Source organism: Acinetobacter sp. A22, assembly GCF_030913345.1.
GTDB lineage: Bacteria > Pseudomonadota > Gammaproteobacteria > Pseudomonadales > Moraxellaceae > Acinetobacter > Acinetobacter junii.
The window spans coordinates 2,890,422-2,916,437 of record NZ_CP133162.1 but is presented as its reverse complement, the minus strand read 5'-3'; the positions used below and the strand labels follow the sequence as shown (position 1 = coordinate 2,916,437).

Annotated in this window: 22 protein-coding genes and 1 pseudogene; 8 read left to right on the top strand and 15 right to left on the bottom strand. The window is 39.4% G+C overall.

Going from position 1 to position 26,016, the window contains the following annotated elements:
* Positions 1 to 4: 4 nt before the first annotated feature.
* On the bottom strand, positions 5 to 1,726 hold the full coding sequence (locus tag Q9Q86_RS14145) for a GGDEF domain-containing protein (RefSeq protein ID WP_112986106.1): 1,722 nt from the start codon (positions 1,724 to 1,726) through the stop codon (positions 5 to 7).
* Between the two features lie 1,467 nt (positions 1,727 to 3,193).
* Here Q9Q86_RS14145 and omp33-36 point away from each other — a divergent pair.
* Positions 3,194 to 4,060, top strand: coding sequence for a porin Omp33-36 (omp33-36, locus tag Q9Q86_RS14140; protein WP_004964892.1), 867 nt, complete (start codon positions 3,194 to 3,196; stop codon positions 4,058 to 4,060).
* A gap of 116 nt (positions 4,061 to 4,176) precedes the next feature.
* On the opposite strand, the gene Q9Q86_RS14135 is transcribed toward omp33-36, so the two are convergent.
* A complete protein-coding gene (locus Q9Q86_RS14135; RefSeq protein WP_004909861.1) occupies positions 4,177 to 4,827 on the bottom strand; it encodes a response regulator transcription factor in 651 nt (216 codons plus the stop codon).
* 353 nt (positions 4,828 to 5,180) lie between these two features.
* On the opposite strand from Q9Q86_RS14135, the gene msuE reads away from it, so the two are divergent.
* Together msuE and sfnG are read left to right on the top strand one after the other, a co-directional pair.
* A complete protein-coding gene (gene msuE / locus Q9Q86_RS14130) occupies positions 5,181 to 5,921 on the top strand; it encodes an FMN reductase (RefSeq protein ID WP_112986105.1) in 741 nt (246 codons plus the stop codon).
* 22 nt (positions 5,922 to 5,943) lie between these two features.
* Positions 5,944 to 7,054, top strand: a pseudogene (gene sfnG, locus Q9Q86_RS14125) (dimethylsulfone monooxygenase SfnG).
* A gap of 74 nt (positions 7,055 to 7,128) precedes the next feature.
* Here the strand turns inward: sfnG and Q9Q86_RS14120 are convergent.
* Positions 7,129 to 7,542 (bottom strand): Lrp/AsnC family transcriptional regulator, encoded by a 414-nt coding sequence (locus tag Q9Q86_RS14120; RefSeq protein ID WP_004909867.1) that lies wholly within the window; start codon positions 7,540 to 7,542, stop codon positions 7,129 to 7,131.
* Positions 7,543 to 7,644: 102 nt separating this feature from the next.
* On the opposite strand from Q9Q86_RS14120, the gene Q9Q86_RS14115 reads away from it, so the two are divergent.
* A complete protein-coding gene (locus tag Q9Q86_RS14115; protein ID WP_112986104.1) occupies positions 7,645 to 8,187 on the top strand; it encodes a cysteine hydrolase family protein in 543 nt (180 codons plus the stop codon).
* A gap of 54 nt (positions 8,188 to 8,241) precedes the next feature.
* Here Q9Q86_RS14115 and acs read toward each other — a convergent pair whose 3' ends face one another.
* Positions 8,242 to 10,185: an acetate--CoA ligase gene (gene acs, locus Q9Q86_RS14110; RefSeq protein WP_112986103.1), complete on the bottom strand. Its 1,944-nt coding sequence runs from the start codon at positions 10,183 to 10,185 to the stop codon at positions 8,242 to 8,244.
* Positions 10,186 to 10,466: 281 nt separating this feature from the next.
* Between acs and Q9Q86_RS14105 the strand changes: the two genes are divergently transcribed.
* Both Q9Q86_RS14105 and Q9Q86_RS14100 read left to right on the top strand, forming a co-directional pair.
* Positions 10,467 to 11,036: a DUF805 domain-containing protein gene (locus Q9Q86_RS14105; RefSeq protein WP_112986102.1), complete on the top strand. Its 570-nt coding sequence runs from the start codon at positions 10,467 to 10,469 to the stop codon at positions 11,034 to 11,036.
* Positions 11,037 to 11,143: 107 nt separating this feature from the next.
* A complete protein-coding gene (locus Q9Q86_RS14100; protein WP_004909876.1) occupies positions 11,144 to 12,124 on the top strand; it encodes a mechanosensitive ion channel family protein in 981 nt (326 codons plus the stop codon).
* Here the strand turns inward: Q9Q86_RS14100 and Q9Q86_RS14095 are convergent.
* The 5 genes from Q9Q86_RS14095 to prfB all read right to left on the bottom strand — a co-directional run bounded on the left by Q9Q86_RS14095 (position 12,104) and on the right by prfB (position 16,882).
* Positions 12,104 to 12,814 (bottom strand): 16S rRNA (uracil(1498)-N(3))-methyltransferase, encoded by a 711-nt coding sequence (locus Q9Q86_RS14095; protein ID WP_112986101.1) that lies wholly within the window; start codon positions 12,812 to 12,814, stop codon positions 12,104 to 12,106. The two genes, Q9Q86_RS14100 and Q9Q86_RS14095, sit on opposite strands and share 21 nt — an antisense overlap.
* Positions 12,811 to 14,130 carry a 3-deoxy-D-manno-octulosonic acid transferase gene (locus tag Q9Q86_RS14090; protein WP_112986100.1) on the bottom strand — a complete coding sequence of 440 codons (1,320 nt, stop codon included), beginning with the start codon at positions 14,128 to 14,130 and terminating at the stop codon, positions 12,811 to 12,813. Before Q9Q86_RS14090 ends, Q9Q86_RS14095 begins: the two co-directional genes overlap by 4 nt.
* 101 nt (positions 14,131 to 14,231) lie before the next feature.
* The gene (locus Q9Q86_RS14085) at positions 14,232 to 15,296 is read right to left on the bottom strand and encodes an alkene reductase (protein WP_112986099.1); all 1,065 of its coding nucleotides are present in this window, start codon (positions 15,294 to 15,296) and stop codon (positions 14,232 to 14,234) included.
* Between the two features lie 26 nt (positions 15,297 to 15,322).
* Positions 15,323 to 15,625, bottom strand: coding sequence for a helix-turn-helix transcriptional regulator (locus Q9Q86_RS14080; RefSeq protein WP_005403396.1), 303 nt, complete (start codon positions 15,623 to 15,625; stop codon positions 15,323 to 15,325).
* Positions 15,626 to 15,786: 161 nt separating this feature from the next.
* A protein-coding gene (gene prfB / locus Q9Q86_RS14075; RefSeq protein WP_099947891.1) for a peptide chain release factor 2 occupies positions 15,787 to 16,882 on the bottom strand; the annotation gives its coding sequence in 2 pieces (ribosomal slippage) (positions 15,787 to 16,809 and positions 16,811 to 16,882; 1,095 coding nt in all).
* A 406-nt stretch (positions 16,883 to 17,288) separates the two neighbouring features.
* On the opposite strand from prfB, the gene Q9Q86_RS14070 reads away from it, so the two are divergent.
* Together Q9Q86_RS14070 and Q9Q86_RS14065 are read left to right on the top strand one after the other, a co-directional pair.
* On the top strand, positions 17,289 to 18,056 hold the full coding sequence (locus Q9Q86_RS14070; RefSeq protein ID WP_004909885.1) for a putative porin: 768 nt from the start codon (positions 17,289 to 17,291) through the stop codon (positions 18,054 to 18,056).
* A gap of 254 nt (positions 18,057 to 18,310) precedes the next feature.
* Entirely contained in the window at positions 18,311 to 19,234 is a 924-nt protein-coding gene (locus Q9Q86_RS14065) for a putative porin (RefSeq protein ID WP_112986098.1), read from the top strand.
* A gap of 34 nt (positions 19,235 to 19,268) precedes the next feature.
* On the opposite strand, the gene recJ is transcribed toward Q9Q86_RS14065, so the two are convergent.
* The 6 genes from recJ to Q9Q86_RS14035 all read right to left on the bottom strand — a co-directional run bounded on the left by recJ (position 19,269) and on the right by Q9Q86_RS14035 (position 26,010).
* Positions 19,269 to 20,969: a single-stranded-DNA-specific exonuclease RecJ gene (gene recJ / locus Q9Q86_RS14060; protein ID WP_112986097.1), complete on the bottom strand. Its 1,701-nt coding sequence runs from the start codon at positions 20,967 to 20,969 to the stop codon at positions 19,269 to 19,271.
* The gene (gene pdxH, locus Q9Q86_RS14055) at positions 20,970 to 21,626 is read right to left on the bottom strand and encodes a pyridoxamine 5'-phosphate oxidase (RefSeq protein WP_004909891.1); all 657 of its coding nucleotides are present in this window, start codon (positions 21,624 to 21,626) and stop codon (positions 20,970 to 20,972) included.
* Positions 21,627 to 21,638: 12 nt separating this feature from the next.
* Positions 21,639 to 22,976 carry a phosphoglucosamine mutase gene (gene glmM, locus Q9Q86_RS14050; RefSeq protein WP_112986096.1) on the bottom strand — a complete coding sequence of 446 codons (1,338 nt, stop codon included), beginning with the start codon at positions 22,974 to 22,976 and terminating at the stop codon, positions 21,639 to 21,641.
* Between the two features lie 126 nt (positions 22,977 to 23,102).
* Complete coding sequence (gene guaB / locus Q9Q86_RS14045; RefSeq protein WP_112986095.1) at positions 23,103 to 24,569, bottom strand: IMP dehydrogenase; 1,467 nt, start codon at positions 24,567 to 24,569, stop codon at positions 23,103 to 23,105.
* A 139-nt stretch (positions 24,570 to 24,708) separates the two neighbouring features.
* Complete coding sequence (locus Q9Q86_RS14040; RefSeq protein WP_112986094.1) at positions 24,709 to 25,074, bottom strand: YkgJ family cysteine cluster protein; 366 nt, start codon at positions 25,072 to 25,074, stop codon at positions 24,709 to 24,711.
* Between the two features lie 135 nt (positions 25,075 to 25,209).
* Positions 25,210 to 26,010, bottom strand: a complete 801-nt coding sequence (locus tag Q9Q86_RS14035; protein ID WP_112986093.1) for an MBL fold metallo-hydrolase — start codon at positions 26,008 to 26,010, stop codon at positions 25,210 to 25,212.
* Positions 26,011 to 26,016 lie beyond the last annotated feature (6 nt).

The window sequence follows — 26,016 nt, the reverse complement described above, 5'->3', positions numbered from 1 at the left end:
CGAATCAAGTCTCAACTATATTCTTCCCCTTAGCCTTCGCTCTTAACATCGATTGATCCGCATTTTCTAGCAGTTCAAGCCAGCTTTCTGCTCCGACAGCAACTCCAATACTTACCGATACTTGGATGGATTCACCTAAACTCGAAACCTCTATAGACTGACTGGCGATTTCAGTACGAATACTTTCCGCAATATACTTAGCTGCATCTAACTGAATATTTTCAATGACCACTAAAAACTCATCACCACCATAACGCACAATCAGATCAGATGCCCTTACGTTATGCTTCAATTGATCCGCGATCATTGTAATCACCTGATCACCCACAATATGACCATACTGATCATTGACCAACTTAAAGTTATCAATATCAATTACGATCACACCTGTTTTAGAAAACGCATTTGGACGACTTTCCAAAACCCGAATGTATTCATCCAAAGCTAAGCGATTCGCTACACCAGTCAGCACATCTGAGTTCGCGATTTTCTTCAACTGAGACTCCATCATGTCTCGTTGTTTTAACATCGCTTTTAAACGATCGATCGCTTCGAATAATGAAGCAAATTCCTGTTTTGATGCTTTCGTATTCAGGTCTTCAAAGGATGTGTTAGATAAGCGTAAGATCATTTGCCGAGCCCTAATTAAAGGCATAAATACCTTTCGCTTGGTATAAATCATAATAAATAGAGCTGTCAGCAATGAAAGACTAGTCATACACAATGTAAAAATCAGTTGTTGTTTTGCTTTTCTATTCTGTTCATACGCTACTTGGATACTGCTATCCAAAATATAATTTTGTAGATCCATCACCGTAATAAATTTATCTACAATTTGCTCGGTGAGTTGCGTTCCTGTAAGTGAATAAGTTTGTTTCTTTGCACTCTCATCTAATAATCTTGAGATCAGTGGTAATCCCTGATCTAGAAACTCCGTTTTTACACGTCGATGTAAACGATAATATTCTGTAGTTTTGGTTTGTTCAGGCTGAATCGTATCAACCAAAGACCATAGATATCTTGCTTGATGTTGAGTTTGTAATGATCGAGCACGATTAATATCTGATATCGTTTCCTTAAACGTCACAGGTGCCATGATATTAGATGCTACGCGACCCGCTTGATCACGCATATCCGTTAAAACAACAATAGAAATAAAGTAATTTGACATCTTACTGTCTTTACTTTTTGCTTCTAGCACCAAAGCACTCAGATATTCACGTGTCTTATCCCATGCAGCGAACATGGATACTATCGCATGATCTAATTCTGCTGCATTACGTTGTTTTGGAGGAATCAGAGCATAGTCATCAACGACTTTTCGTGACTGTGCTAATTGAGTTTTTAAATCAGAATTTAAAGCCGTCGCGATAGAGTTAAAACCTGCTTGATGAAGTGTTGTAATCGCCTCATCAATTTGCTGATCGACAACCAGTCTAAATTCTTTCAACTCCTTTTGATGTTGCTGAAGCTCATCAGGCGTACTCGACATGAGCTTATTGGCAGGCGCTCGCTCTCTTGAAATCTTATTGGCTGTTTTTACTAAGGCCCGCAAACTTGTGATTTCTGATAATACTTGTTGAGTTTTTATATAATCTTGATAACTATGAATTATTAATGGAATAGAAATGTATAAGATCGAAAAAATAATCAAGACCATGCAAGAAAATAGACGAAGGCTAATCTGCTCTGAACGTAATTTAACACGTTTCAAACTACGTTCCATGAAGACATCCTGCTCTTTTCAAAAACTCATCCTATTTGATTTCTTGAGAATATTAATCTTACCTTAATTTTTAATTTGCGCTGATATGATTCCAATTAATTTTGAGACTTTTATAATCAAAGAATAATATGCAAATTTTTTAAATTTCATTTTATTAAAAAAACACTTTAAAATAATTAAACTAGTTTAGTTTTAACAATACTCTAGTGTATTTACAAGTATTTAAAAAAAATGAATAGTCTCTTTATCATTCGACACAGCAGAAAATTTCAAGCTATTGATTTAATTAAAAAAACAAATAATCGAAAAAACAAATTCTGAAGATAAATATTATCAATTTCCCTAATTAAGTAAAAAGAGACACAATCAATTTAGATAAGAAATTATGCAATTTGATACAAATTCCTCAAGGATGTTTCTCCCAATGATCAAACATCCTTCTTCTCATACCCAACCCACCTCATAGGGTTGGGTCTTTTTTATTATTAATTTACTAAAAAACCATCAAAACCAAAAACTAAAGCAGAATATAAACACCACCTAAAAATAATATATATCCCAGATGATCTGATTATTAGCCATATGATATATGTGATTCATTATCAATATAAATTTATGCCAAATGCAATCGAAGTACTTTCAACATCTTGAATATCGGTCATTGAGATATTGCTATTTTAATATTATTTTTAAAAACTAACTGCATGTGGTTTTTTTTAATATTGTCATACTTTGTCTTACAACTTGATGTCTGAAGCTGATCAAACAGTCGAGCGAACAGCTATTTCATAGATTTATAAATAATTTTTTATTTGAACAACTTATAAATCAAATTTCCTACACTAAAAAATTGATAAAAAAAGCTCAGCCTTGGGGAAAGCCGAGCTAGTAAAATCAGATGCTTTTAAACATCGAATACTCAAGAAAATGTTATGAGATAGAATGCTAAACAAATATCTCTTGGGCGCAATTATGTGAACTAAGTCTCCAAATGTAAAGTCGATTAAATAGATCAGGATTCTTTTTTTGATCGTTTTTTGGAATTAAAAAACAACACTGTTCAATTAAATAGCAAACCTTGCCCCGAACTACTGTTAAAAAATATGATTTATCATTCCAATTTGTAAAAAAAATAGATTTTGAACACACTTTTTCCAGCCAATTATGACAGTTTTAAGAAACCAATAATTGATAAATTAGATTAATACAATCGTATTTATCAATCAAAATAGTAAATTATGAACCCCAAATAATATGTGCTTTTATTCACTATTTTGAATCTATCTATTTGTAAGATATAAACTTCAATATCGGTTGACAGCACCACACACAGTTGTATGTATTTTGATCACAACCTGAGTGCATTATGATCGTTTATCGGGTTCTCAGATTTATTACATTGACATCATATTTTGTTACAATACAATGACTCAACTTTCTTCATTACTGTTAAAGCTGGAAATTATTATGAAAAAACTCGGTTTAGCCACTGCTTTAGTATTAGCCATGACCGGTGCTCACGCTTACCAATTCGAAATACAAGGTCAGTCTGAAGCTCTAGATTCTAACGATGAAAACAGAGATTTTAATAATTACACTGTTGGCGGACAAGCAACTTACTACTTCAAAAATGTAGATGCTTCTAAAGGTCCTTTAGCTGAAGCAGCTTTTGTTAACCAAGCTTCTAACGTATCTCTTGGTTATAACTTTGCTAATCTTGACGAAGTTAAATCTCAAAACGTAGGTGTTAAAGCTGAAGCTTATGTACCAACTCCATATACACCAGCGTATGCAAGCTTAAGCTATAGCGCGACTGACAATGACGGTAAATATGGTCTTAATGATGACCGTGGTCAGCGTTGGGCTGTTGAATTTGGTTCGGTAATCGCTCCTAACTTCCTTGTTGCTGTAGGTTATACCAACGTTGTTGAACAAACATCTTTGGATACTTTCAAAATCTTAAATAGTGGTTTTGCTAAAGCAGTTGGTGAAACAGCGACTATCGCTGATGACCAAGATGCAATCACTGCTCGTACTAAATACGTTGGTGCGATCGATGGTACTCCAATGTCAATCGGTTTTGAAACTGGTCTCGTTTATGGTGAAGACACTGCATACGAGTTAAAAACTGATTTGTACTTAAACTCTCAACTTAGCGCTGGTGTTTCTTACGCTGAATCTAGCTTTGCTGGTTCACCAGACTCAGCTTGGGGCGTGAACGTAAATTACTTCATCACTCCAGCGATCGCTGTTGGTGCAAGCTACTTAAATGCTAATGGTGTTAATGCAGCTGATATGCAAACTGTAGGCTTAAACGCTAAAGTACGCTTCTAATGCAGTCATAGATGTTCTAATTAAGCATCTATGCATAAAAAACCCAGTTCATATGAACTGGGTTTTTTATTGTCTTTAAACATTTGAATAACCGAATGAGTTATTCAACTTGTTAATTACATCTTTTTATCTTCGATATTTAATGCACTAATCGCAAGTACTGCCTGCGTACGGTTTTGTACGCCTAATTTGCGGAAAATTGCTGTCACATGCGCTTTAATTGTCGCTTCTGATACATCTAGCTCATAAGCAATTTGTTTATTTAACAAGCCTTCAGCAACCATCATCAACACACGGAACTGTTGTGGTGTGAGTGATTGTAAACGTTCTGCCAAAGCCGTTTCATCGGCAGCTCGAGGATCAAAACCTGAATGTGTCGGTAGATTTGGAGGTAACCAAATCTCACCTTCCAAAACGTGTTTAATGGCTTCACCAATATGACTTGGATGAGATGATTTTGGAATATAACCCATCGCACCATGTGCAATCGCACGCTGAATGATGGAGGTTTCTTCATGAGCAGAAACAACAATGATAGGAATTGCAGGATATTGCGCTCTCACATATACCAACGCAGAAAAACCAGAGGCACCTGGTAGATTTAAATCCAACAAAACTAAATCTGGCTCTGCACCATGTTCTAAGCGTTCATAAAATTCATCAACATCCGCAGTTTCCTGAATTTGTGCCTGCGGAATGCTATAACGAACCGCTTGAATCAAAGCGTGTCTAAATAACGGATGGTCGTCTACAATTAAAATATTCATAAGCGCTTTACGCAATCTGCAAGTACGTCACTGTACGGTGTTTATTCAAATCTAATCTATCTTAGCCTATTTTTGAAATAAACTGTTGTAAGAGCATCAAAACTTATTTATTTCGCAAATATGAAAAATAAATCAGATAATGATATAACTCACACAACCTAGATCATTCCCAAACTACTATACCGAAATAGCGAATAGAAACAGAGCATTAAATTCATTTAATTTGCTTCAAAACGTGATTTTTCAACTTATATTTAAAACAGATAAGCTTGCAGCATTTCCTTATTTTACAGTCGACACAAGCTATAGATAAATAAATAGCAATTCCTTATTGCTGATTTAGGCGTTTATCCATGTCACATCAAAATAACCTTTCTACTCCCTTAAATATTGTTGCGGTCTCAGGTGGCTTAAATAGCCCATCAAAAACAGAAAGCTTGGTACAAGCAATTTTGGATGAACTTGCGGAGGCAACTCTGATCCATGTGCATTTTATTAAACTCAGTGAGATTGGTCCTTTATTAGGAGGTGCCATCTATCGAAATCAGTTACCACAACGTGTCCAAGATGATTTAGCTGCAGTTGAAGCTGCTGATGCATTGATCGTGGGAACACCTGTTTACCGTGCTTCATTTACAGGGTTGTTTAAACACTTTTTTGATTTCGTAGAGCAAACTGCTTTAGTTGATGTACCTGTTTTGCTGGCTGCATCAGGAGGCAGCGACCGCCATGCTTTGGTACTAGAACATCAATTACGCCCGTTATTTAGCTTTTTCCAAGCACAAACCTTACCTATCGGGGTTTATGCAACTGATCGTGACTTTACCCCAGAATATACTGTTAAAAGTGAACAATTGGCGGATCGAGTCACCTTAGCTGTAGCACGAGCCCTGCCTATTTTGGAATGGGCACCCGCCAAAGGCAAACGTGCCGAAGTTATCAAAGCAAAAACTGAACAGGCCAATCAGAATCTCGGCATTAATAAACAAATTGAACAAGCCGAAGTTCTCCCTTCAGCCGCTGTCCCAGATTTGGATGCTGCGGAATCACGTTTACATCAGAAATCTAATAAAAATTTAACTCAGGTTGCATAAGCGACCTGAGGGAGGAAAATCTATGTCCTTGCAATCATCAGAAATTAAGTTTGCATATTGGGTTCCAAATGTAAGTGGTGGCTTAGTGGTCAGTAAAATTGAACAACGTACTGACTGGAGTTATGACTACAACATTCGTTTGGCGCAAACAGCAGAAAAAAATGGTTTCGAATATGCACTCACTCAAATCCGTTTTACTGCGGGCTATGGTGCAGAAAATCAGCATGAATCGGTGAGCTTTAGTCACGCTTTGTTGGCAAAAACAGAGAAGCTCAAAGTGATTGCGGCGATTTTGCCAGGGCCGTGGAAACCAGCACTTGCAGCAAAGCAATTGGCAACGATGGATTATTTAACTCAAGGTCGTATTGCCATTAATGTGGTCAGTGGATGGTTCCGTGGAGAATTTGATGCAATCGGTGAACCTTGGCCTGAGCATGATGAACGATATATCCGTTCTGAAGAGTTTATTCGTACCCTTAAAGGCATTTGGACTACAGATAATTATAGTTTTGAAGGTAAATATTACCAATTTCAAAACTATACGCTAAAACCAAAGCCAGCACAAACCCTATATCGAAGTCTTTCAAGGTGGTAGTTCACGCGCCGCACGAGACATGGCAGCTCGTGTTTCTGATTGGTATTTTACCAATGGGAATAGCGTTGCAGAGATTAAGAAACAGATTGATGATGTCCGTGCCAAAGCAAAACTCGAAAATCGCCATGTGAAAATCGGAGTGAATGCATTTATTATTGCACGTGATACGGAGCAAGAAGCTCAAGCCGTGCTGAATGAAATCATCGCTAAGGCAAATGTCGAAGCAGTCAATGCATTTGGTGATGCAACGCGTGAAGCAGGTGCAGCAGCACCAGAACAAGAAGGAAATTGGGCTAAATCAACCTTTGATGATCTCGTGCAATACAACGATGGTTTTAAAACTAACTTGATCGGTACACCACAGCAGATAGCTGAACGAATCGTGGATTTAAAAAGCGTAGGCGTTGATCTCATCCTGTCTGGCTTTCTGCATTTCATTGAAGAGGTTGAGTATTTCGGTGAAAACGTTCTACCTTTGGTTCGACAAATCGAACAGCAGCAATTACAACACTTGCAAGTACCTGCCAAATCAGCTTGACACACTGTGATATAAGAAGAAAAAGAAAGAGTAAAAAAACCTTTTCCTCAAGACTCGGCTTGGGGATTTTTATTTTAGTGAAGCTCTATTTCTCGCATCACAGTTTCAACTGAATAGCGACTCCACTGCGATAATTTCTCTATAAACTGATTTAATTGGGATGGATTAAAATGACTCACAATCATATAGCAGCCATTTCCTAAGGTTTTAAAACATTCATCTATCTGCGGATATTGCTTGACCAGTTGCTCAATCTCTGTAAAAGCCTGTTGCTCATTTAAGAACAGTTGAATGAATTGTTTATATTCATAACCTATCGTGATGGTGTAATTCTTAATAATACCCGCATCCATCAGTTGTGCGATTCGAGCACCTACAGCTTGCCCTGTACGATGCACGTGTTGCCCGATCTGCTTATGAGTCAGACGTGAATCGTGTTTGAGTAACGCAATAATTTTTAAATCAATTGGATCAAGTTCAATATTCATTTTTCATTACGAAAGAAAATAGGATTCAAAGCTTTCATCAGACTATAGCTGATTTTTCATCATCTCCCTAAGCTTGTTTTATCTCCTATTGGGACATTTAAAATGAAACAAGCACTCCTCATTATCGACGTTCAAAATGATTATTTTAAAGATGGCAAAATGGAATTAGTGAATCCAGAGCATGCTTTAGAAAAAATTAATCAATTAGAACATTACTTTAATCAAAACAATTTACCGATTATTTATGTTCAACATATCAACCCTGCATCTGCGGGCTTTTTCCTTGAAAATACGCTGGGTGTTGAATTACATCCTAAACTCTTACTTAGCAACTCATCACTCGTTGTGCAAAAGCATTTTCCGAATAGTTTCTTGGAAACAAATCTTCAATCAGTGCTTCAAAAGCTTCAGATCGAACAACTGGTGATTACAGGCATGATGACGCATATGTGTATAGATTCAGGTACACGTGCCGCATGCGAGCTTGGCTATCAACCCATATTAATTGCCGATGCTACAGCAACTCGTGATCTAGAATATAAAGACTCCATCGTCAAAGCATCGGATGTACAGTCAGCGTTTTTATCAGCTCTAAATGTTTTTGCGAAAGTACAAAATACCTCTGATTTCCTGAACAATCAGTAAGCGCGAAAATAAAAAAGAGCGTTCAGATGAACGCTCTTTCCAGATATTTTAAATTCAACGATTTGGATAAACCGTTGCAATCAGGTTTTCCACCACTGCTGGCTCAGCCAATGTTGAAGTATCTCCTAAACTATCTAACTCATTAGCCGCGATCTTACGCAAGATACGACGCATGATCTTACCTGAACGTGTTTTGGGTAAAGCAGGTGCCCAATGCAAAGCATCTGGTGTCGCCACAGGACCAAGTACTTTACGTACCCAATCCACGAGCTCTTTACGAAGTTCTTCAGATTCTGCAACATCAGCCTGCAAAGTGACAAAAGTACAAATTCCTTGTCCTTTAATATCATGTGGCATACCAACGACCGCCGCTTCAGCGACTGCCTCATGTGCAACTAGCGCACTTTCAATTTCTGCTGTTCCCAAACGGTGTCCTGAAACATTCAGCACATCATCTACACGTCCAGTAATCCAGTAATAGCCATCAGCATCACGGCGTGCACCATCTCCTGTGAAATAGCAGTTTTTAAAAGTTGAAAAATAAGCTTCGATAAAACGCTGCGGGTCACCCCAAATCGTACGCATTTGACCTGGCCAAGAATCTTTAATCACAAGATTCCCTTCTACTGCACCCTCTAACTCGTTGCCTTCACCATCAACTAAAGCAGGTTGCACACCAAACAATGGACGTGTTGCAGAACCTGGTTTGAGTGCAGTTGCACCTGGTAATGGTGAAATTAGAATACCGCCTGTTTCAGTTTGCCACCATGTATCAACAATTGGGCAACGGCCTTCACCGACCACTTCGTGATACCAGTTCCATGCTTCAGGGTTAATTGGTTCACCCACCGAACCAAGCAAACGTAAACTGCTGCGATCACTTTCACGGACATAGGCATCACCTTCACGCATCATCGCGCGAATCGCAGTTGGTGCAGTATACAAAATGGTAACGTTATGCTTATCAATTACATGCCCGATACGTGCCCATGTTGGGTATTGAGGAATCCCTTCAAACATCACTGTGGTGGTTGCATTGCTTAATGGACCATACAACAAATAGCTATGTCCTGTAATCCAACCCACATCAGCAGTACACCAGTACACATCATCTTCTTTTAGATCAAAGACTTCTCTAAATGTGGTGTTCACATAAACTAAATAACCACCCGTGGTATGTAATACCCCTTTTGGTTTGCCTGTAGAACCCGAGGTATAGAGAATGAATAGAGGATCTTCCGCTTTCATCGGTTCAGGTGGGCAATGCTCATCCACTTCCATGATGGCAAGGTGGTACCAAACGTCACGATCATCATTGAATTGAATTGGGTTTCCAGTACGATGAACCACGATTACATGTTCAACACTTTCTGTCCCTTTGATTTGCAAAGCAGCATCTACATTCTCTTTCAAAGGAATAAGCTTGCCACCGCGCATGCCAGCATCCGCAGTAATCACTAATTTTGCTTGGCTATCTTCAATACGACTCGCCAATGAGTCGGGTGAGAAACCACCAAACACTACACAATGGACTGCCCCAATACGTGCACAAGCCAACATCGCAATTGCTGCTTCAGGCACCATTGGCATATATAAAACGACACGATCCCCCTTCACAATGCCCTGCTTTTTCAATACATTTGCGAAGCGGCATACTTCGTCATGTAATTCAGCAAAAGAAATAATTTTATGACGTGATGGATGATCACCTTCCCAAATAATGGCAGGCTTTAACGGGTTAGTTTTTAGATGACGATCCAAACAGTTTGCGGAGACGTTCAACTCCCCATCTGCAAACCATTCGATCTTGAAATTGTCCTGTTGAAAACTAGTATTTTTCACTTGTGTAAAAGGCTTGATCCAATCGACCTTTTTCGCTTCTTCAGCCCAGAATGCATCTGGCTGCTCGATAGAGTACTGATAACGTTTGAAATAGTCTGTTTCCGAGATTCTTGCCGTTTCTTTAAATTTCTCTGGCACTAGGTAGATTTCTTTCATAGCTCACTTCCTTGGTTTTTTATTTCATACCTTAGATATACTCATCTAGCATTGGTATGTTTTGTTTTCTCTTGCAGTATGGTCACCATTAACAAGAGCAAACAATTCGGCTTTGGTCGTAGGACTGTTATTGTTTTACAACCAATTTTATTTCAAAAATTTACTCAAAATAATTTAAAATTTAACAGCTTGTCTATGCTTTTTCTTTTTAAAATAAGTGAATATTTTGATCATTATGCATAGATTTAAAGATTAAATAATCAAAAAAATAGGTATCTGTAATGTTTGACTCTTCATCCACTGGTCGTAATGCTTTAGTAAAAGATAATCCACTGTCACCTAAAGGACGTTTTAATCGTCTGAGTTATTTGGGTTGGTATGGGTTACTGACCATCGTTTATCTCGCTACCTTCATTTGTATTATTGTCTTTGCAGGTCAATTGAGCATCAACAGTGTCAATGTAAATGATCCTATCATGCCTGCATTTTCAGGCATTGCGGTACTCGCACTAGTGATCTCATGGTTTCTCGCTTTTTATTTTCAAATCGTTTTTCTTATTCGACGTTTACATGATTTGAATAAAACAGGTTGGCTAAGCTTGCTATTACTGGTGCCATTTATCCAATTAGTTTTCACTCTCTATGTATTACTTGCAGCAGGAACACCTCACCGCAACGATTATGGGGATGTTCGCCCATCAAGAACTTGGGAAAAATTACTCGCTTTGATTATGATTCTCCTCAGTCTATTTATGATTTTCGGCATGTTTGTTTTTGCTTATTATTTCGCAAGTCCTGATTTTTGGGATGCACCGACACAGATGATTCAAAACACAACCGAATATTTCTAAATCGACATCAATCGCTACTGTTAACGAATTTTTCATGCGTGCTGACGATAAATTTATTATGATTGCGTTCCTCATCACACCCAACTTTGCGAAATAGAGATTTTCTTGTGGCAAATGAACAACCGACATTGACTGATGTCGCAAAAGATACTGGCGAATTGATTCACCAAGCAGGTGCCAAAACAACGCAAACTGTATTGGCACACACTGAAAAGTATCAAGATGCATATACGACCATCGATAAGATCATGGACAGTTTCTGGGAACGCGTTCCTTATATTTGTATTGCCTTGGTCGTTTTTATCATTTTCTGGTTACTGACCAAACTATTTAAATTGTTTATTCGTAAAACCTTGGAAAATCGAACTTACACGCGTCAAAATTTGGTGTTGGTATTAAACCGTGTCGGAAGTACCTTTATTATTTTCTTTGGTTTCCTAATCGCACTTGTGATCGCAATTCCAGGTTTTACACCGAGTCAATTGATTGGTGCTCTTGGAATTGGTTCGGTAGCAATTGGTTTTGCCTTTAAAGATATTTTCCAAAACTTACTGTCAGGAATCTTAATCTTGCTCAGTGAGCCTTTCCGTATCGGTGACGATATCGTAGTCAATGGTTTGGAAGGAAATGTTGAAGATATCCAAATTCGTGCAACATTTTTACGCTCTCCCGATGGTCGTCGCATCGTAATTCCAAACGCGACGGTATATACCAGCGCTGTTATTGTGAACAGTGCGTATCAACGTCGCCGCTGCGAGTTTGTTGTAGGAATTGGGTATGAAGATGACATGCAAAAGGCTAAGAAAATTATTCTGGATATCCTGAATAATAATATGACTGTACTCAGTCAGCCTGCTTTTTCTGTAAATGTCACTGCTTTGGCGGATTTCTCAATTAATTTAACCGTGCGTTGGTGGGTCAACACCACCGAGACATCGACCTCTGCATCGATCAGTGAAATTCAAGAATTGGTTGTTACGGCTTTTGATGAGAAAGGGATTTCGATTCCTTACCCTGTGCAAGAAGTCAAAGTCTATCGCGGTGATCAATCAGATAACACCGAAAATTTAGACAAACAAACGACCTAAGATATTCGACACCGCTGTTTCAGTTCGCAAAATTCGGTTGCCTAGACTCATTGCTTGGCAACCATTTTTTTTGAGTAACTCAATTTCGTACGGTATAAACCCACCTTCTGGCCCTACAATTAAATTACAGCCATGAGCTATCGCATGGGGCATCGGTTGTTCTGCATAAGGATGTGCGACATAAGCAGGTCTTTGCTCTGAGATCAAAGTTGGTAAGACATCTTCAACAAAAGGTTTAAACCGCTTGTAGAGTTGAATTTCAGGAACAATCGTATCGCCAGCCTGCTCTAAGCCGAGTGTCACATAATCATCGAGTTGTTGCAGAAAAGGACTTTGCCAATAACTTTTATCAACCCGATAGCTATGAATCAAACTTATGCGTTCCACACCCAGCGTCACCGCATCCATAATAATCCGTCGCAACACTTTGGGGCGAGGTAAGGCCAAGATCAAATGCACAGGGAGTTTATTCGGCACACTTTCTGTTTGAATGGGTCTTAGCATAATCTGCTGTGCTGTAATACTCTGCACCTCAGTGAGATAACGCTGACCATCACGAACGCCTACCTTTAAAGTATCTCCAGCCCTTAATTGAAGATGTTGATTCAAGTGCTTGATTTGACGTTGATCCTCGATTGACCAAATATCCCTTGAGCAATCTTGGTTCGCGTCCAGTAAAACGATATTCATGAAGCAGTTCGTTGCGCTAAATAATGGTCAATTAATTGAATATGTTTTTGTAATGAGCCTTTATTGCGTTGCAACACCAATTCAGCTTGATGAATCAATTGCTGGCTTTGCTCTAGATGATTTAGGCAACTCATCAGATTTTGTATAACTAGTTCAGCATTTTCAGCAACAAGCATCCCTTGTTCCGTCACAAGCTCATCGACAATCGTTTGAAAATTAAAATAGCGAGGGCCAATCACAGTGGGCACATCTAAAACCATTGGTTCTAAAATATTGTGCCCACCGCCTGGTTCATTGAGTGAACCACCAACAAAACATGCCTGACTTAATGCATACCATAACCACATCTCACCCATACTATCTGCAAGATATACCTGTGTATCCGCTGTAATCTCTTGTTTAAGACTACGCCGCTGCGTATTTAAATTCAGGGTTTGGCAGATCTTATGTACCTCATCAAAACGCTCTGGATGACGTGGTACAACGATACACAACAAATGAGGGTTTGAATTTAAATGTGGCTGTAACTGTTTAAGTAACTGTTCTTCTTCAGGTGCATGTGTGCTGGCTAAAGTAATTATTTGGCGTTTCTCTAACTGCCATTGCTGTTTTAACTGTTCAGCTTGCTCAATAAAGGAGGTTGGAGCACTAATATCAAATTTAATATTTCCAACAACCTGACTTTTGGCTTTCTCTAAGCCTAAATCCACATAGCGTTGCTGTGTCGCTTGATCTTGCGCCAACATCCACGTTAATTGTTGCAACATGACTTGGGTAAGTCGACTCACCTTGGCATAACCTTTGGCGGATTTTTCGGAAAGACGTGCATTAAGCAAAATACATGGAATCTGTTGCTGTTTCGCTTGGGCAATTAAATTTGGCCAAATCTCAGTTTCAACTAAAGCGAGTAGCTTCGGCTGATACAAATCAAAAAATTGCTTGAGTAATGGTTTTTGATCAACAGGCAAATATACAGCTTGAAATAACGCTAAGTAGGGTGCTTTAAGAAAAAGTGATTTGGCACGGGCTTGTCCCGTTTTTGTGGTATTGGTCACTAAGACAGGATGACCTAATTTTAAATAATGCTCGATAAGAGGTTGTGCAGCATTGGTTTCACCTACAGAAACCACATGGAACCAGATCGTATGCAGGTTTTTTGGCGTTTGAAATGGTCCAAAACGCTCAAGGCATTCTTGTTGAAAGAGCTCTTCGCTTTCAGCACGTTGTTTTATTTTCCAGCGGTATAAAGGCTTGAGACAAGCCAATAAAATGTTATACCAAAATGGTGTTTGTTGTGCTGCGATTTCCTGCGCCATCCTAGACCATATATTTCGATTTGATTTCAGCACATTATGCGGAATTTCAAAAAAAAACTCATGCCATTTTGGTAAATGACATGAGTAATTCTAAAAACAACTTAAGCTTCGAGTTGTTCAAAAACAGGATAATCCGTATAACCTTTGGCACTCGGACCATACAAGGTATCGAATTGAACCTGATTAAGCGGTAGATCATTTTCCAAACGCTCGAATAAATCAGGATTTGCGATATATGCTAAACCAAATGCAACTGCATCCGCTTGTTCAGTCGCTAAAATACGCTTGGCTGAATCTGGCGTTAATTTTTCGTTGGCAATCCAAGCACCTTTGAATTTAGGACGCAACTTTGGTTGTAAACTATCTTCAGCTTCATACTCGCGAGTAAAGATAAACGCAACATTACGCTGATCTAATTGCTCAACGACATAACCAAAAGTTGCTAATGGATTATCATCACCCATATCATGAGAATCAGCACGTGGCGCTAAATGTACACCGACACGACCTGCACCCCATACTTCAATAAATGCATCCACGACTTGCAACAACAAACGTGCACGGTTTTCAATTGAACCACCGTATTCATCTTCGCGAGTATTGGTTTTACTTTGCAAGAATTGATCGATTAGATATCCATTGGCAGCATGCAGCTCAACACCATCAAAACCTGCAGCCTTTGCAAGTTCAGCAGCGTGTTTATACTCAGCTACAATTTCTTGAATTTCTTCGTGCGATAAAGCTCTAGGTGTCACAAATGGGCGTTTCGGACGAAGTAAACTCACTTCCCCTGCTGGCTGGATTGCACTTGGTGCGACAGGTGTATCACCCTCTAATAAGTCTGGATGTGAAATACGTCCTACATGCCATAACTGAACAACAATTTTTGAACCTTGCGCATGCACGGCTTTTACAATTTTGTTCCAAGCTTGCGCTTGTTCTTGTGACCATAAACCTGGGGTATTGGCATAACCTACCGCTTTCGGGCTAATCACAGTCGCTTCAGTAATAATCAGACCAGCATTAGCACGTTGTTGGTAATATTCAACCATCAGATCATTTGGGATACGTTGTTCACCGCTACGTGCTCTTGTTAACGGTGCTAAAACCAAACGGTTCTTGATTGTAAAGTCACCGACTTGCAATGCAGAATTTAACTCAGCCATAATCGCCTCAACTTACACTTGTTACTTTAAAGTGTTTGTTTTAAATGTTCGATGTATTGCTGAATCAAAGCTTCATTACGCGTAAAATATGACCATTGCCCATATTTCTCAACCTTAATCAAACCTGCTTGCTGTAATACAGACAGATGATTTGACATGGTTGATTGAGCAACCTTTCCTAAACGTTCGATGTGTCCTGCACATACGCCGCGTTCGAAACTGCCACCACATTCTTGTACAGGTAAAAATTGCTCAGGCTCTTTCAGCCATTGCAAAATCTGTCGACGCAACGGATTGGCTAAGGCTTTGCTTATAACATCAATATCCATAGACTCACCACGTTTCTCAACAGGCAAAGCTTTGTTCAGCATCTCAACCCAGTATATCGAATTTTATAAATATTAATATCTATTTTTTCCGATATTAATATCATATTTTTTCGATCAAGGGTTGAGAGCTGAACGAGATTGCCATTTTTATTGGATAAAACTTACAGACCTTGTTTTAAACTCGCTTCAATAAACTTGTCTAAATCCCCATCAAGCACAGCTTTTGTATTGGAGTTTTCGACACCTGTACGCAAGTCTTTAATACGTGAGTCATCAAGTACATAAGAGCGAATCTGACTTCCCCAGCCAATATCCGATTTAGAATCTTCGAGCGCCTGAGCTGCTTCGTTGCGCTTGCTCATTTCTAACTCATAGAGTTTGGCACGTAGTTGTTTCCACGCATGGTCACGGTTGGCATGTTGTGAACGTTGGTTCTGACATGCAACCACAATACCTGTTGGCGCGTGAGTCAGACGAACAGCTGAGTCAGTTTTGTTAATATGCTGACCACCAGCACCTGATGCACGATAGGTATCCGTACGGACATCTGATGGATTGATATCAATTTCGATATTGTCATCAATCTCTGGTGAAACGAATACGGCAGAGAATGAAGTGTGACGGTTATTATTACTATCGAATGGAGATTTACGAACTAAACGGTGTACACCACTTTCTGTACGTAACCACCCATAAGCAAATTCACCATCAACTCGAATCGTCGCTGATTTAATACCCGCCACGTCACCATCAGAAACTTCCATCAGTTCTGCTTTGAAACCATGACGCTCGATCCAACGCATATACATACGTAATAACATCGAAGCCCAGTCTTGTGCCTCCGTACCGCCCGAACCAGATTGGATTTCAAGGAAGCATGGGTTTGGATCCATCGGATTACTAAACATACGACGGAATTCGAGGTTCCCAAGAGCTTGTTCAGCGCTATCTAATTCTGCTTGCACATCTTCAAGTAAGCTTTCATCATCGGCTTCAACAGCCAGATCAAGCATCGCTTTTGCATCATCTAACTGTTCTGCAAGACGATCAAATACACCCAAAGTATTTTCTAAACTGCCCTTTTCTTTTGCAATTGCTTGCGCACGACTTTGGTCATTCCAAATCGCAGGGTCTTCTAATTCTCTTAAAACTTCTTCTAAACGCTCTGCTTTTAGATCGTAGTCAAAGATACCCCCGTAGTGTTTGGCTACGATCAGATAAATCTTTCAATTGGATTAAATACGGATTGATTTCCACGCGTCTGTTCTCACAAATTTTCACCTAACCTAATATTTTAACATAAGTGCTTTATGCGACACAGCCATAACCTTTTAAAGTGTTTTTCTTATAGATTTACTATTTACTTATCAGAAATATTGAAACAAAGTAATCGTACTTTGAAACATCTAGCGACAAGATTGTTGCTTAAATACACGAAAATTACCTAAACACACAATCTCTCCTAAGTTTTAATAAATCAAAACATTATTAAATACTAGTTATAAATCAATATTTTATATTGCAAATTTTACAAAAAAATTACATTCGTACAGTTTGATTACTTTCCTTTGATTGACCCGCTAAAGTTTTTAACTAGACTGAGAGTTGTAACAAAACATGTAATTAACATTCAATTGGTTCATTATCTCAAAGGGGAGTAGCCATGAAAAAATTAGCAATTGCATCAGCACTTTTATCTGCTTTGGCAGTAACAGGTACTGCACATGCGTATCAAGCTGAAGTAGGTGGTTCATATACTTATACAGATTGGGATCAGTTCGATAGTACACATAGTTTTGGTGTAGATGGGACTTATTACTTTAATCCAGTCCAAACACGTAATGCACCTCTTGCTGAAGCAGCGTTCTTGAACCGCTCTAGTAATGTAAATGCAAAAGTGAATTATGCCGACAATGACGGTGTGAAGAACTCGCAATACGGTGTTGGTGTTGAATACTTCGTTCCGAACAGTGACTTTTACTTAAGCGGTAATTTAGGTCGTGACGAACTTGAAGTAGACAACCTGCCAATCGATCAAAAAGTAACAACTTATAGTGCTGAGGTAGGTTATTTACCAGCACCAGGTTTATTACTTGCACTTGGTGTTAAAGGATACGATGAGAAAGATGGTGAAGATGGCGCTGACCCAACAGTTCGTGCTAAATACGTCACTCAGGTTGGAGCGAATGATGTCAACCTGGAAGCTTATGGTGCATTTGGTGATTTAGATGAGTACGGTGTTAAAGGTGACTTCTATCTCGACAAAACCTTAAGTGTCGGTGCAGATTACTACAACAATGACCTCACAAAACGTGATGAATGGGGTATTTCTGCGAAGAAATTCCTAAATCAACAAGTAAGTTTAGAAGGTCGTGTTGGTTTTGGTGATGACTACAATACCTATGGTATCCGTGGTGCATATCGCTTCTAAATAAGAAAGTGACTAAACATCACTTCATACGAAAAGACAAAAGCCCTGCTCTTTAAGATCAGGGCTTTTTTTAATTTCTTAGATAAAAGTACATAGAAAAAGAATTAAGTCTCAAACCAATGGGTCGAAAAAAATATCAATAAAATTTTACTGTCCATTTAAGCATTATTGACGTGTTTTCAAATATCACTACACTACATCGCGCAATAACTTATTAATAGCATGTATTATTTTAACAAGGGGTCAGGTTTTTTATGAAAAAATTAAGTCTTATTACTGCACTATTAACATCTTGCATCGGTTTAAATGCAAATGCATACCAAACTCAGCTCATGGGTGCTTATGAATATACATATATTAAAGACAGCGAAATGGATAGCCATCGCGTTAACACCGCAAGTTTAAACGGTAAATATTATTTTAACCCAGTTCAAACACGTAATGCTCCTCTAGCGGAAGCGGCATTCTTAGATAAAACATCAAACATTGGCTTAGGTTATACCTATGCAGAAGAATCAGGTATTTATTCTTTTGTGAATTTTGGCGGAATACCGCAAATAAACGCAGATTTCAAACAAGAGTTCAACTCTATCGGTCTTAATGGTGAATTTTATATTCCCAACACGCAATTCTATATCTCAGGAAGTCTGCATAGAACCGACATAGAAGCGATTGCAAAGAGCTATAATGAGTCTTACAAATTTGCGAGTGATGATGGCAATGGTTATTCGGCTGAAGTAGGCTTTCTTCCAACACATGGGATGCTACTTGCCGTAGGTGTCGCAGATTTATCGAAAAGTTTTGATCTTATTCAAGCTGCTCAATATGGCTTTATCACAACTTATTCAAATGCAGTCGCTATCACAGGCGAAGAAGATGAAGACACCGCGATTACGCTTCGTGCTAAGTATGTTTCACCTATTGCAGGTTATTACACCAATTTTGAAGCTCAGAGCTATATAGGTGATGAGACAACATATCGTTTAGCTGCTGATCTCTATCTAGACCCAACACTCAGTGTCGGAATTGCATTCGCAGATTCAACCGCTGAAGATGCAGATACCATTTTCAGCATTCGTGCGCAAAAATTCTTTACCCCAACATTTGCTGTGGGTATTGGTTATACAGGGATCGACGGCGCGAACTCGTATGGAATTAACGGCACATTCCGCTACTAATCTTTCTAAAAACCGCTCAAATTTGAGCGGTTTTTTATTGTTTTAAATGCACAACCTGTAATTGTAGACTGACATTTCCATTAAAAACATTACGCTCCAAGGTATAGACCAAATCAACAAAACCCTGCATTGGATTAAACTCAAAACGGTCAACCGCATTAAATGCAATTGCATCAATCGACTGTGTACCAAGTGAAAGTTTTAACTTGAGATGCTGATCTTTCAACCAGCGATAATCAATGACTTTGAATGTTCCTTGAAATTGTGGAAATGGAAACTTTTGTCCCCATGGGCCCATTTGTTCAATCCAATCCACTGTAGATAGATCTAAAGCGTTCTCAGGCAATTCACCATCTGTCCAAATCGTTGCATGAAACAATTCAGCATCCATTTCAGCAATTGTCTGAATAAATAGCTGTTTGAACTCATTAAAATGTGCTTTTTTGAGCGTCAAACCCGCTGCAGCTGCATGCCCACCAAAATGGGTCACAAGATGCGGATATTGCTCTGCGACATGTTCAATCATATCGCGGATATGAATCCCATCAATAGAACGTGCAGATCCCTTAATATGAATACCATCTTCATCGGGAGCAAAAACTAAACTCGGACGATGAAACTGCTCCTTTAAACGTCCAGCGACAATCCCAATTACACCTTGATGCCACTGTTCGTCATACATCACAATAGCGGGCGGAATTTGATCTGTTTCAAGTTGAACGTTTTGCAAAGCAATTAATGCTTGTTGCTTCATTTCAGTTTCAACTTGGCGTCGCTCAACATTTAACTGATTGAGTTGCTGTGCCAGTGGATAAGCTGTTGCCATATCCTCCGCGAGTAAGCATTCGATCCCAATTCTCATACTTTCCATACGACCAGCAGCATTGATTCTCGGTCCTAAGACGAAACCTAAATCTTGTGCTCGCAAAGTTGAAGCCTCTCGACCTGCGACGTCAAGTAGCGCGAGAATACCTGCCCGACATTGGTTTTGCTGAATACGTTTTAGACCTGCATCAATCAAAATACGATTGTTGTAATCCAAACTTGCAACATCCGCATAAGTACCTAAAGCAACCAAATCCAAGTATTGAGACACTTTGCTAGTACTTTTATTTTGCTGACTACGGTGACTTGCCAATTTTGCTAAGACATAGAAAGCAACACCAACTCCCGCCAGTGACTTACTCGAAAAGTCACAATCCAACTGATTAGGATTAACCACAGCTTCCGCACTAGGTGTTGGTTTAGTGGTCAGGTGATGATCTGTAATGATCACCTGCATTCCAAGTGCTTGAGCGACCTCAACACCTGCATGGCTCGAAATTCCATTATCAACGGTAATCAATAAATCTGGGCGATAAGTCTGGGCTGCTAACTCTGCAATCTTAGGTGTTAAACCATAACCATATTTAAATCGATCAGGAACAAGATACTCAACTCTTGCTCCCATCTCTCGAAGTACGAGAACCATCAAAGCCGTACTGGTTGCACCATCAGCATCATAATCTCCCACAATTACGATTTGTAATTGACGATCAATTGCTTGATCAATGATTTCTACAGCTCGATCCAAATCTTTTAGATTGGGTGCAAGCAGATGTTTAAGCTTCAGTTCTAGTTCTTGCTCTGAGGCAACACCACGTCGTGCCAAAATCTCGGCAATAAACGTTGGCACGCCCTGAAACTGTTCAGGGCGTGTGAGTAATGGTCTTTCTAAAATTTGAATTTTTGTCATTTATGGCATCAATCGTTGAACAACCCAAACCTGATCTGTTCTTTCATAACTCAAACGATCATGTAAACGATTTGGTCGACCTTGCCAAAACTCATAATAATCTGCTTCTAAACGATAACCGCCCCAAAATACAGGTTTAGCAAGCTCCTCTTGATCGCCCACTTGCTGCTGCAAGTCCTCAAAACGAGACTGTAATGCTTCACGATCAGCAATCACACCACTTTGAGGTGTACTGATATGTGCTGCAATCTGACTGTCACGTGGGCGTTTATGGTAATAGTCGGTTGATTCCTGTTCAGAAATCTTAGTCACCTTTCCACTAATCCGCACTTGTCGTTCCAAACTCGGCCAATAAAACAATAACTCAGCGTATGGATTTTCCGCGAGATCCAAACCTTTTTGACTATCGTAATTGGTGTAGAAATCGTAACCGTTTTCAGTCGCTCCACGGAGTAAAACCGTACGAACATGTGGTCGACCTAGTCGATTAGCTGTTGCTAACGACATTGCATACGGCTCATGCAAATTTGCAGCTAAGGCATGATTAAACCAGTTTAGAAATTGAAGATGAGGATCATGACTGATTTGAGACTCATGCAACTCACCTTGCTCATAGCTTAAACGTAGTTCACTCAAATCTTTAATAACATCGTTCATTCTTGTCACCTTTTAAGCAGCTTGTGCTTGAGCTCGGACCGCTTCTGCTAAGTGATTTGCCAAGGCTTCAACTTCTTCCAATTGATCACCTTCCACCATGACACGAATCACAGGCTCAGTACCTGATTTACGAATCAAAATACGTCCACGACCTTCAAGTTGTTTTTCGGCTTTATCAAATTCAGCAACTAAGGCTGGGATAGAATATGGGTCGAGCATTTGCTGCAAACGAACATTCACCAACACTTGAGGGAATAAAATAAAATCTTCAACCAATTCATGCAAAGCTTTACTTTGCTCTACCATGACTGTGAGCACTTGCAATGCAGCAATAATGGCATCACCTGTCGTGCTCTTATCAAGGGTCAAGATATGACCAGATGGTTCACCACCAATCACCCAATTATTTTCTTCAAGTGCCTGTAATACATAACGGTCACCGACTTTAGCTCGTACAAAATTGACATTTGCTTTTGCTAAAGCCAACTCAAGTGCCATATTACTCATCACTGTACCCACAATACCCGCAGGTTTATGACTTGCTTGAGTCGCCAGAATATACAGAATATGGTCACCATCAACCAATTGACCATGTTTATCTACCATCACGACACGATCTGCATCACCATCAAAAGCAATACCTAGATCTGCTTGTTGCTCTACAACGGCTTTCTGCAATAATTCAGGATGCGTTGAGCCACAGTTTTCATTGATGTTTAAACCATCTGGCTCATTAAATAATGGAATCACCTTCGCACCCAACTCACGGAATACAGAAGGTCCAACGCTGTAGGCTGCACCATTTGCACAATCGACAACAATTTTTAAATTTCGTAAGTCGAAATGATATGGGAAAGTTGATTTACAGAACTCGATATAACGACCATTGGCATCTTTGACACGAACGCTTTTACCCAAATTAGCCGTATCTTCAATGATCAAATCTTTTTCTAATTCTTGATTGATTTCTTCTTGCAAAGAATCTGGTAGCTTTTTGCCTTCACTTGAAAAGAATTTAATTCCATTATCAAAATAAGGATTATGCGAAGCAGAAATCACAATACCTGCATGTGCATGCAAAGCACGTGTTAAATGCGCTATAGCAGGCGTTGGTAATGGCCCCAACAAATGCACATACACACCTGCTGCGTTTAAACCTGCTTGGAGAGCTGCTTCTAGAATATAACCTGATAAACGCGTATCTTTACCCATAACCACAATTGGTTTGTTTTTAGGACTATTTCTTTTTAATACTTTTCCTGCTGCAAATCCTAATTTTAATGCAAATTCAGGGGTAATCGGCATTTGTCCAAATTTGCCACGAATTCCATCAGTTCCAAAATAGCTCATTCTTTACTCGCTTTCTTATCTTTATATGACGTATCGTCATATCATTTTTCATCTGTTTTACTTTACACCAAAACAAAAAAACCGTCAGTGGACTGACGGTTTTTTTATTGCCAAAATTACTAAAGATCAACCTACACGATAGTTTGGTGCTTCTTTAGTAATCGTCACATCATGAACATGTGATTCAGACATACCTGCTGAAGTAATTTTCACAAATTTTGCATTTTGACGAAGATCTTCAATCACAGATGAACCTGTATACCCCATAGAAGAACGTAAACCACCCATCATTTGATGGATGATATTGCCCATTGGACCTTTATATGGAACACGACCTTCGATGCCTTCTGGGACCAACTTTTCAGCACCCGCTTTAGAGTCTTGGAAATAACGGTCAGCAGAACCTGTTGCTCCCGCCATTGCACCCAATGAACCCATACCACGATACGCTTTATAGTAACGACCTTGGAAGAATTCAACTTCACCTGGCGCTTCTTCAGTACCAGCAAGGAGTGAACCGACCATGATCGTGCTCGCACCTGCGCCAATCGCTTTCGCCATATCGCCAGAGAAACGAATACCACCATCCGCAATTAACGGAATTTGGTCTTTCAATGCACTTGCAACACTGTCAATTGCAGAGATCTGCGGCATACCAATACCAGCAACAATACGTGTTGTACAGATCGAACCTGGACCAATACCAACTTTAACAGCATCAGCACCCGCATCAAGTAACGCCAATGCAGCATCACCTGTTGCAATGTTTCCACCAATTACTTGAACTTGCGGATAGTTGGCTTTTACCCAACGTACACGTTCAATTACACCCGCTGAATGACCATGTGCCGTATCGACGACGATCACATCAACACCCGCATCAACTAAGGCTTCAACACGGCTAGGTGTTTCAGCACCTGTACCAACTGCTGCACCAACGCGTAAACGACCAAGGTCATCTTTACAACTGTTTGGATAGCTTTCCGCTTTACGGAAGTCAGTCACCGTAATTAAGCCTTTGAGTTCATTGTTTTCACCAACAACTAAGACTTTTTCAATACGGTGCTTTTGTAGCAAAGCTTGAATATTTTCTTTCGACTCACCTTCACGAACAGTCACTAGACGGTCTTGACCCGTCATAATATTGCTCACTGGTTGTTCAAGATTGGTTTCAAAACGAGTATCACGACCTGTGACAATACCCACAACTTTGCCATCTTTTACAACAGGTACACCGCTAATATTATTGGCTTGAGTAATTGCAATAAGTTCACGAACTGTCGTTTCAGGAGTTACTGTGATTGGATCTTTCACCATTCCAGCTTCGAATTTTTTTACACGGCGTACTTCCGCAGCTTGTGCGGCAATATCCATGTTTTTATGCAAAATACCGATACCGCCATTTTGCGCCATCGCAATCGCCATACGTGATTCAGTCACGGTATCCATTGCAGCAGAAACAAGAGGGATATTAAGTTGAATTCCGCGAGTTAAACGTGTCTTTAAGGAGACATCTTTTGGGAGAACAGTTGAGTAGGCAGGAAGTAATAAGACATCATCGAAGGTTAACGCTTCTTGAACGATGGTCAGCATAACAATCTCACTGGTAAATTCCGTGAGCTATTATAAACAAATTTCAGGGTGATTTTCATTTTCTATGATGAAAATTATTTGAGAAAAGCTGTTGATCGATATATCAACTGCTTCAAAAACTCAATTTAAGCTATCACAATCAACAGACTTGATCATAATCTTCATTATTTTCTGAGTCTTGTTGTTCAATATCTATCAACGGGATCAGACTGTATTTCAGCCTTGCTTTATTGCATTGTTCATCCGCAATTTTCACTTCTTTACAAGTTGTGCTTCGAGCATGATATATCGAACAACTCACACGCTTTCCAACCTCACCTTCAAGAGCAATGCATTTAGGCTGTGATTGGTTGGTTCCCTTCATACAAGAATAAATAGCAGTCAGTGGCTCGACCATTGTTTCAGGGATATATTCAGCTTCAGCCCAATAAAATGAAACTCGATAATTCGCGCAGCATGCACCACAAGTCATACATGCATCTGGCGTTGCAATTTGAGACAACATTTTTTTAAAATTCTCGTTATCAAAACCAATTCCTTTGCAACGAGAATCCTAAAAAAAGTCATTCTGAAAAACAATATTGCCTATAAATTTTTTATGCAATCATGCGTCGATTTTGCTAAATCACCTACATCCCAATTAGGTTGTTGGGCAGCTAAATACGTATTCGCTCATCAGATCAACACCGCATTCAAGTGTTTCAATCCAATCAAGAAATTGATTGATCATTTCTTTACCGACAAATGCCGTGCCATGCTGTGGAACGATCATATCAATATCCATTTGACGAACCATATTGACCCATAAACGTATCACTTTATTGGAACACATATAGCGTTGGTGAAAGCCTTTCATTTTTTTAATATGCGCCTCAAAGTCGACTATCGGCAGACTGGCATCTTCAACAATTGATGCGCCCATATCACCTGAGAAAAGAATCTTTGCAGTTGGGTCATAAAACTGAAAATTCCCGACGGAATGTAAGAAATGCGCAGGAACTGCAATAATCGCCGACTCTCCCAAAGGAATAACTTGACCTGTATCAGGGAGTTCAATCAAACGTTCTTCCCAATTGCCTTTCATTCGATCACTCATAAAAGCAGAATTGAGATGGGGTAAGAAACGTGCCCATAGCTTAGATGCAACGACTTTAGCATCGGTATAGACCAACCAACGTGGCATCGAAGTGATAATGTCAGGATCTTGATGCGAAGCCATCACATAATCTAGATTCTTCAATTTGGTATAGCGATTAAGTTCCATTGTGAGCGGGACATAAGTCAAATCACCACCTGGATCTAAGACAGCTGCACGATCATGATCAATAATTAAAAACTGGTTGGCTTGAATTCCCTCACCTTTTACCAAACTGGTAAAACTAATACATTTATGCTTACCATTATCGAATAATATCTGTGATGTTGTCCTTTCAAAGCTCATAGCAAC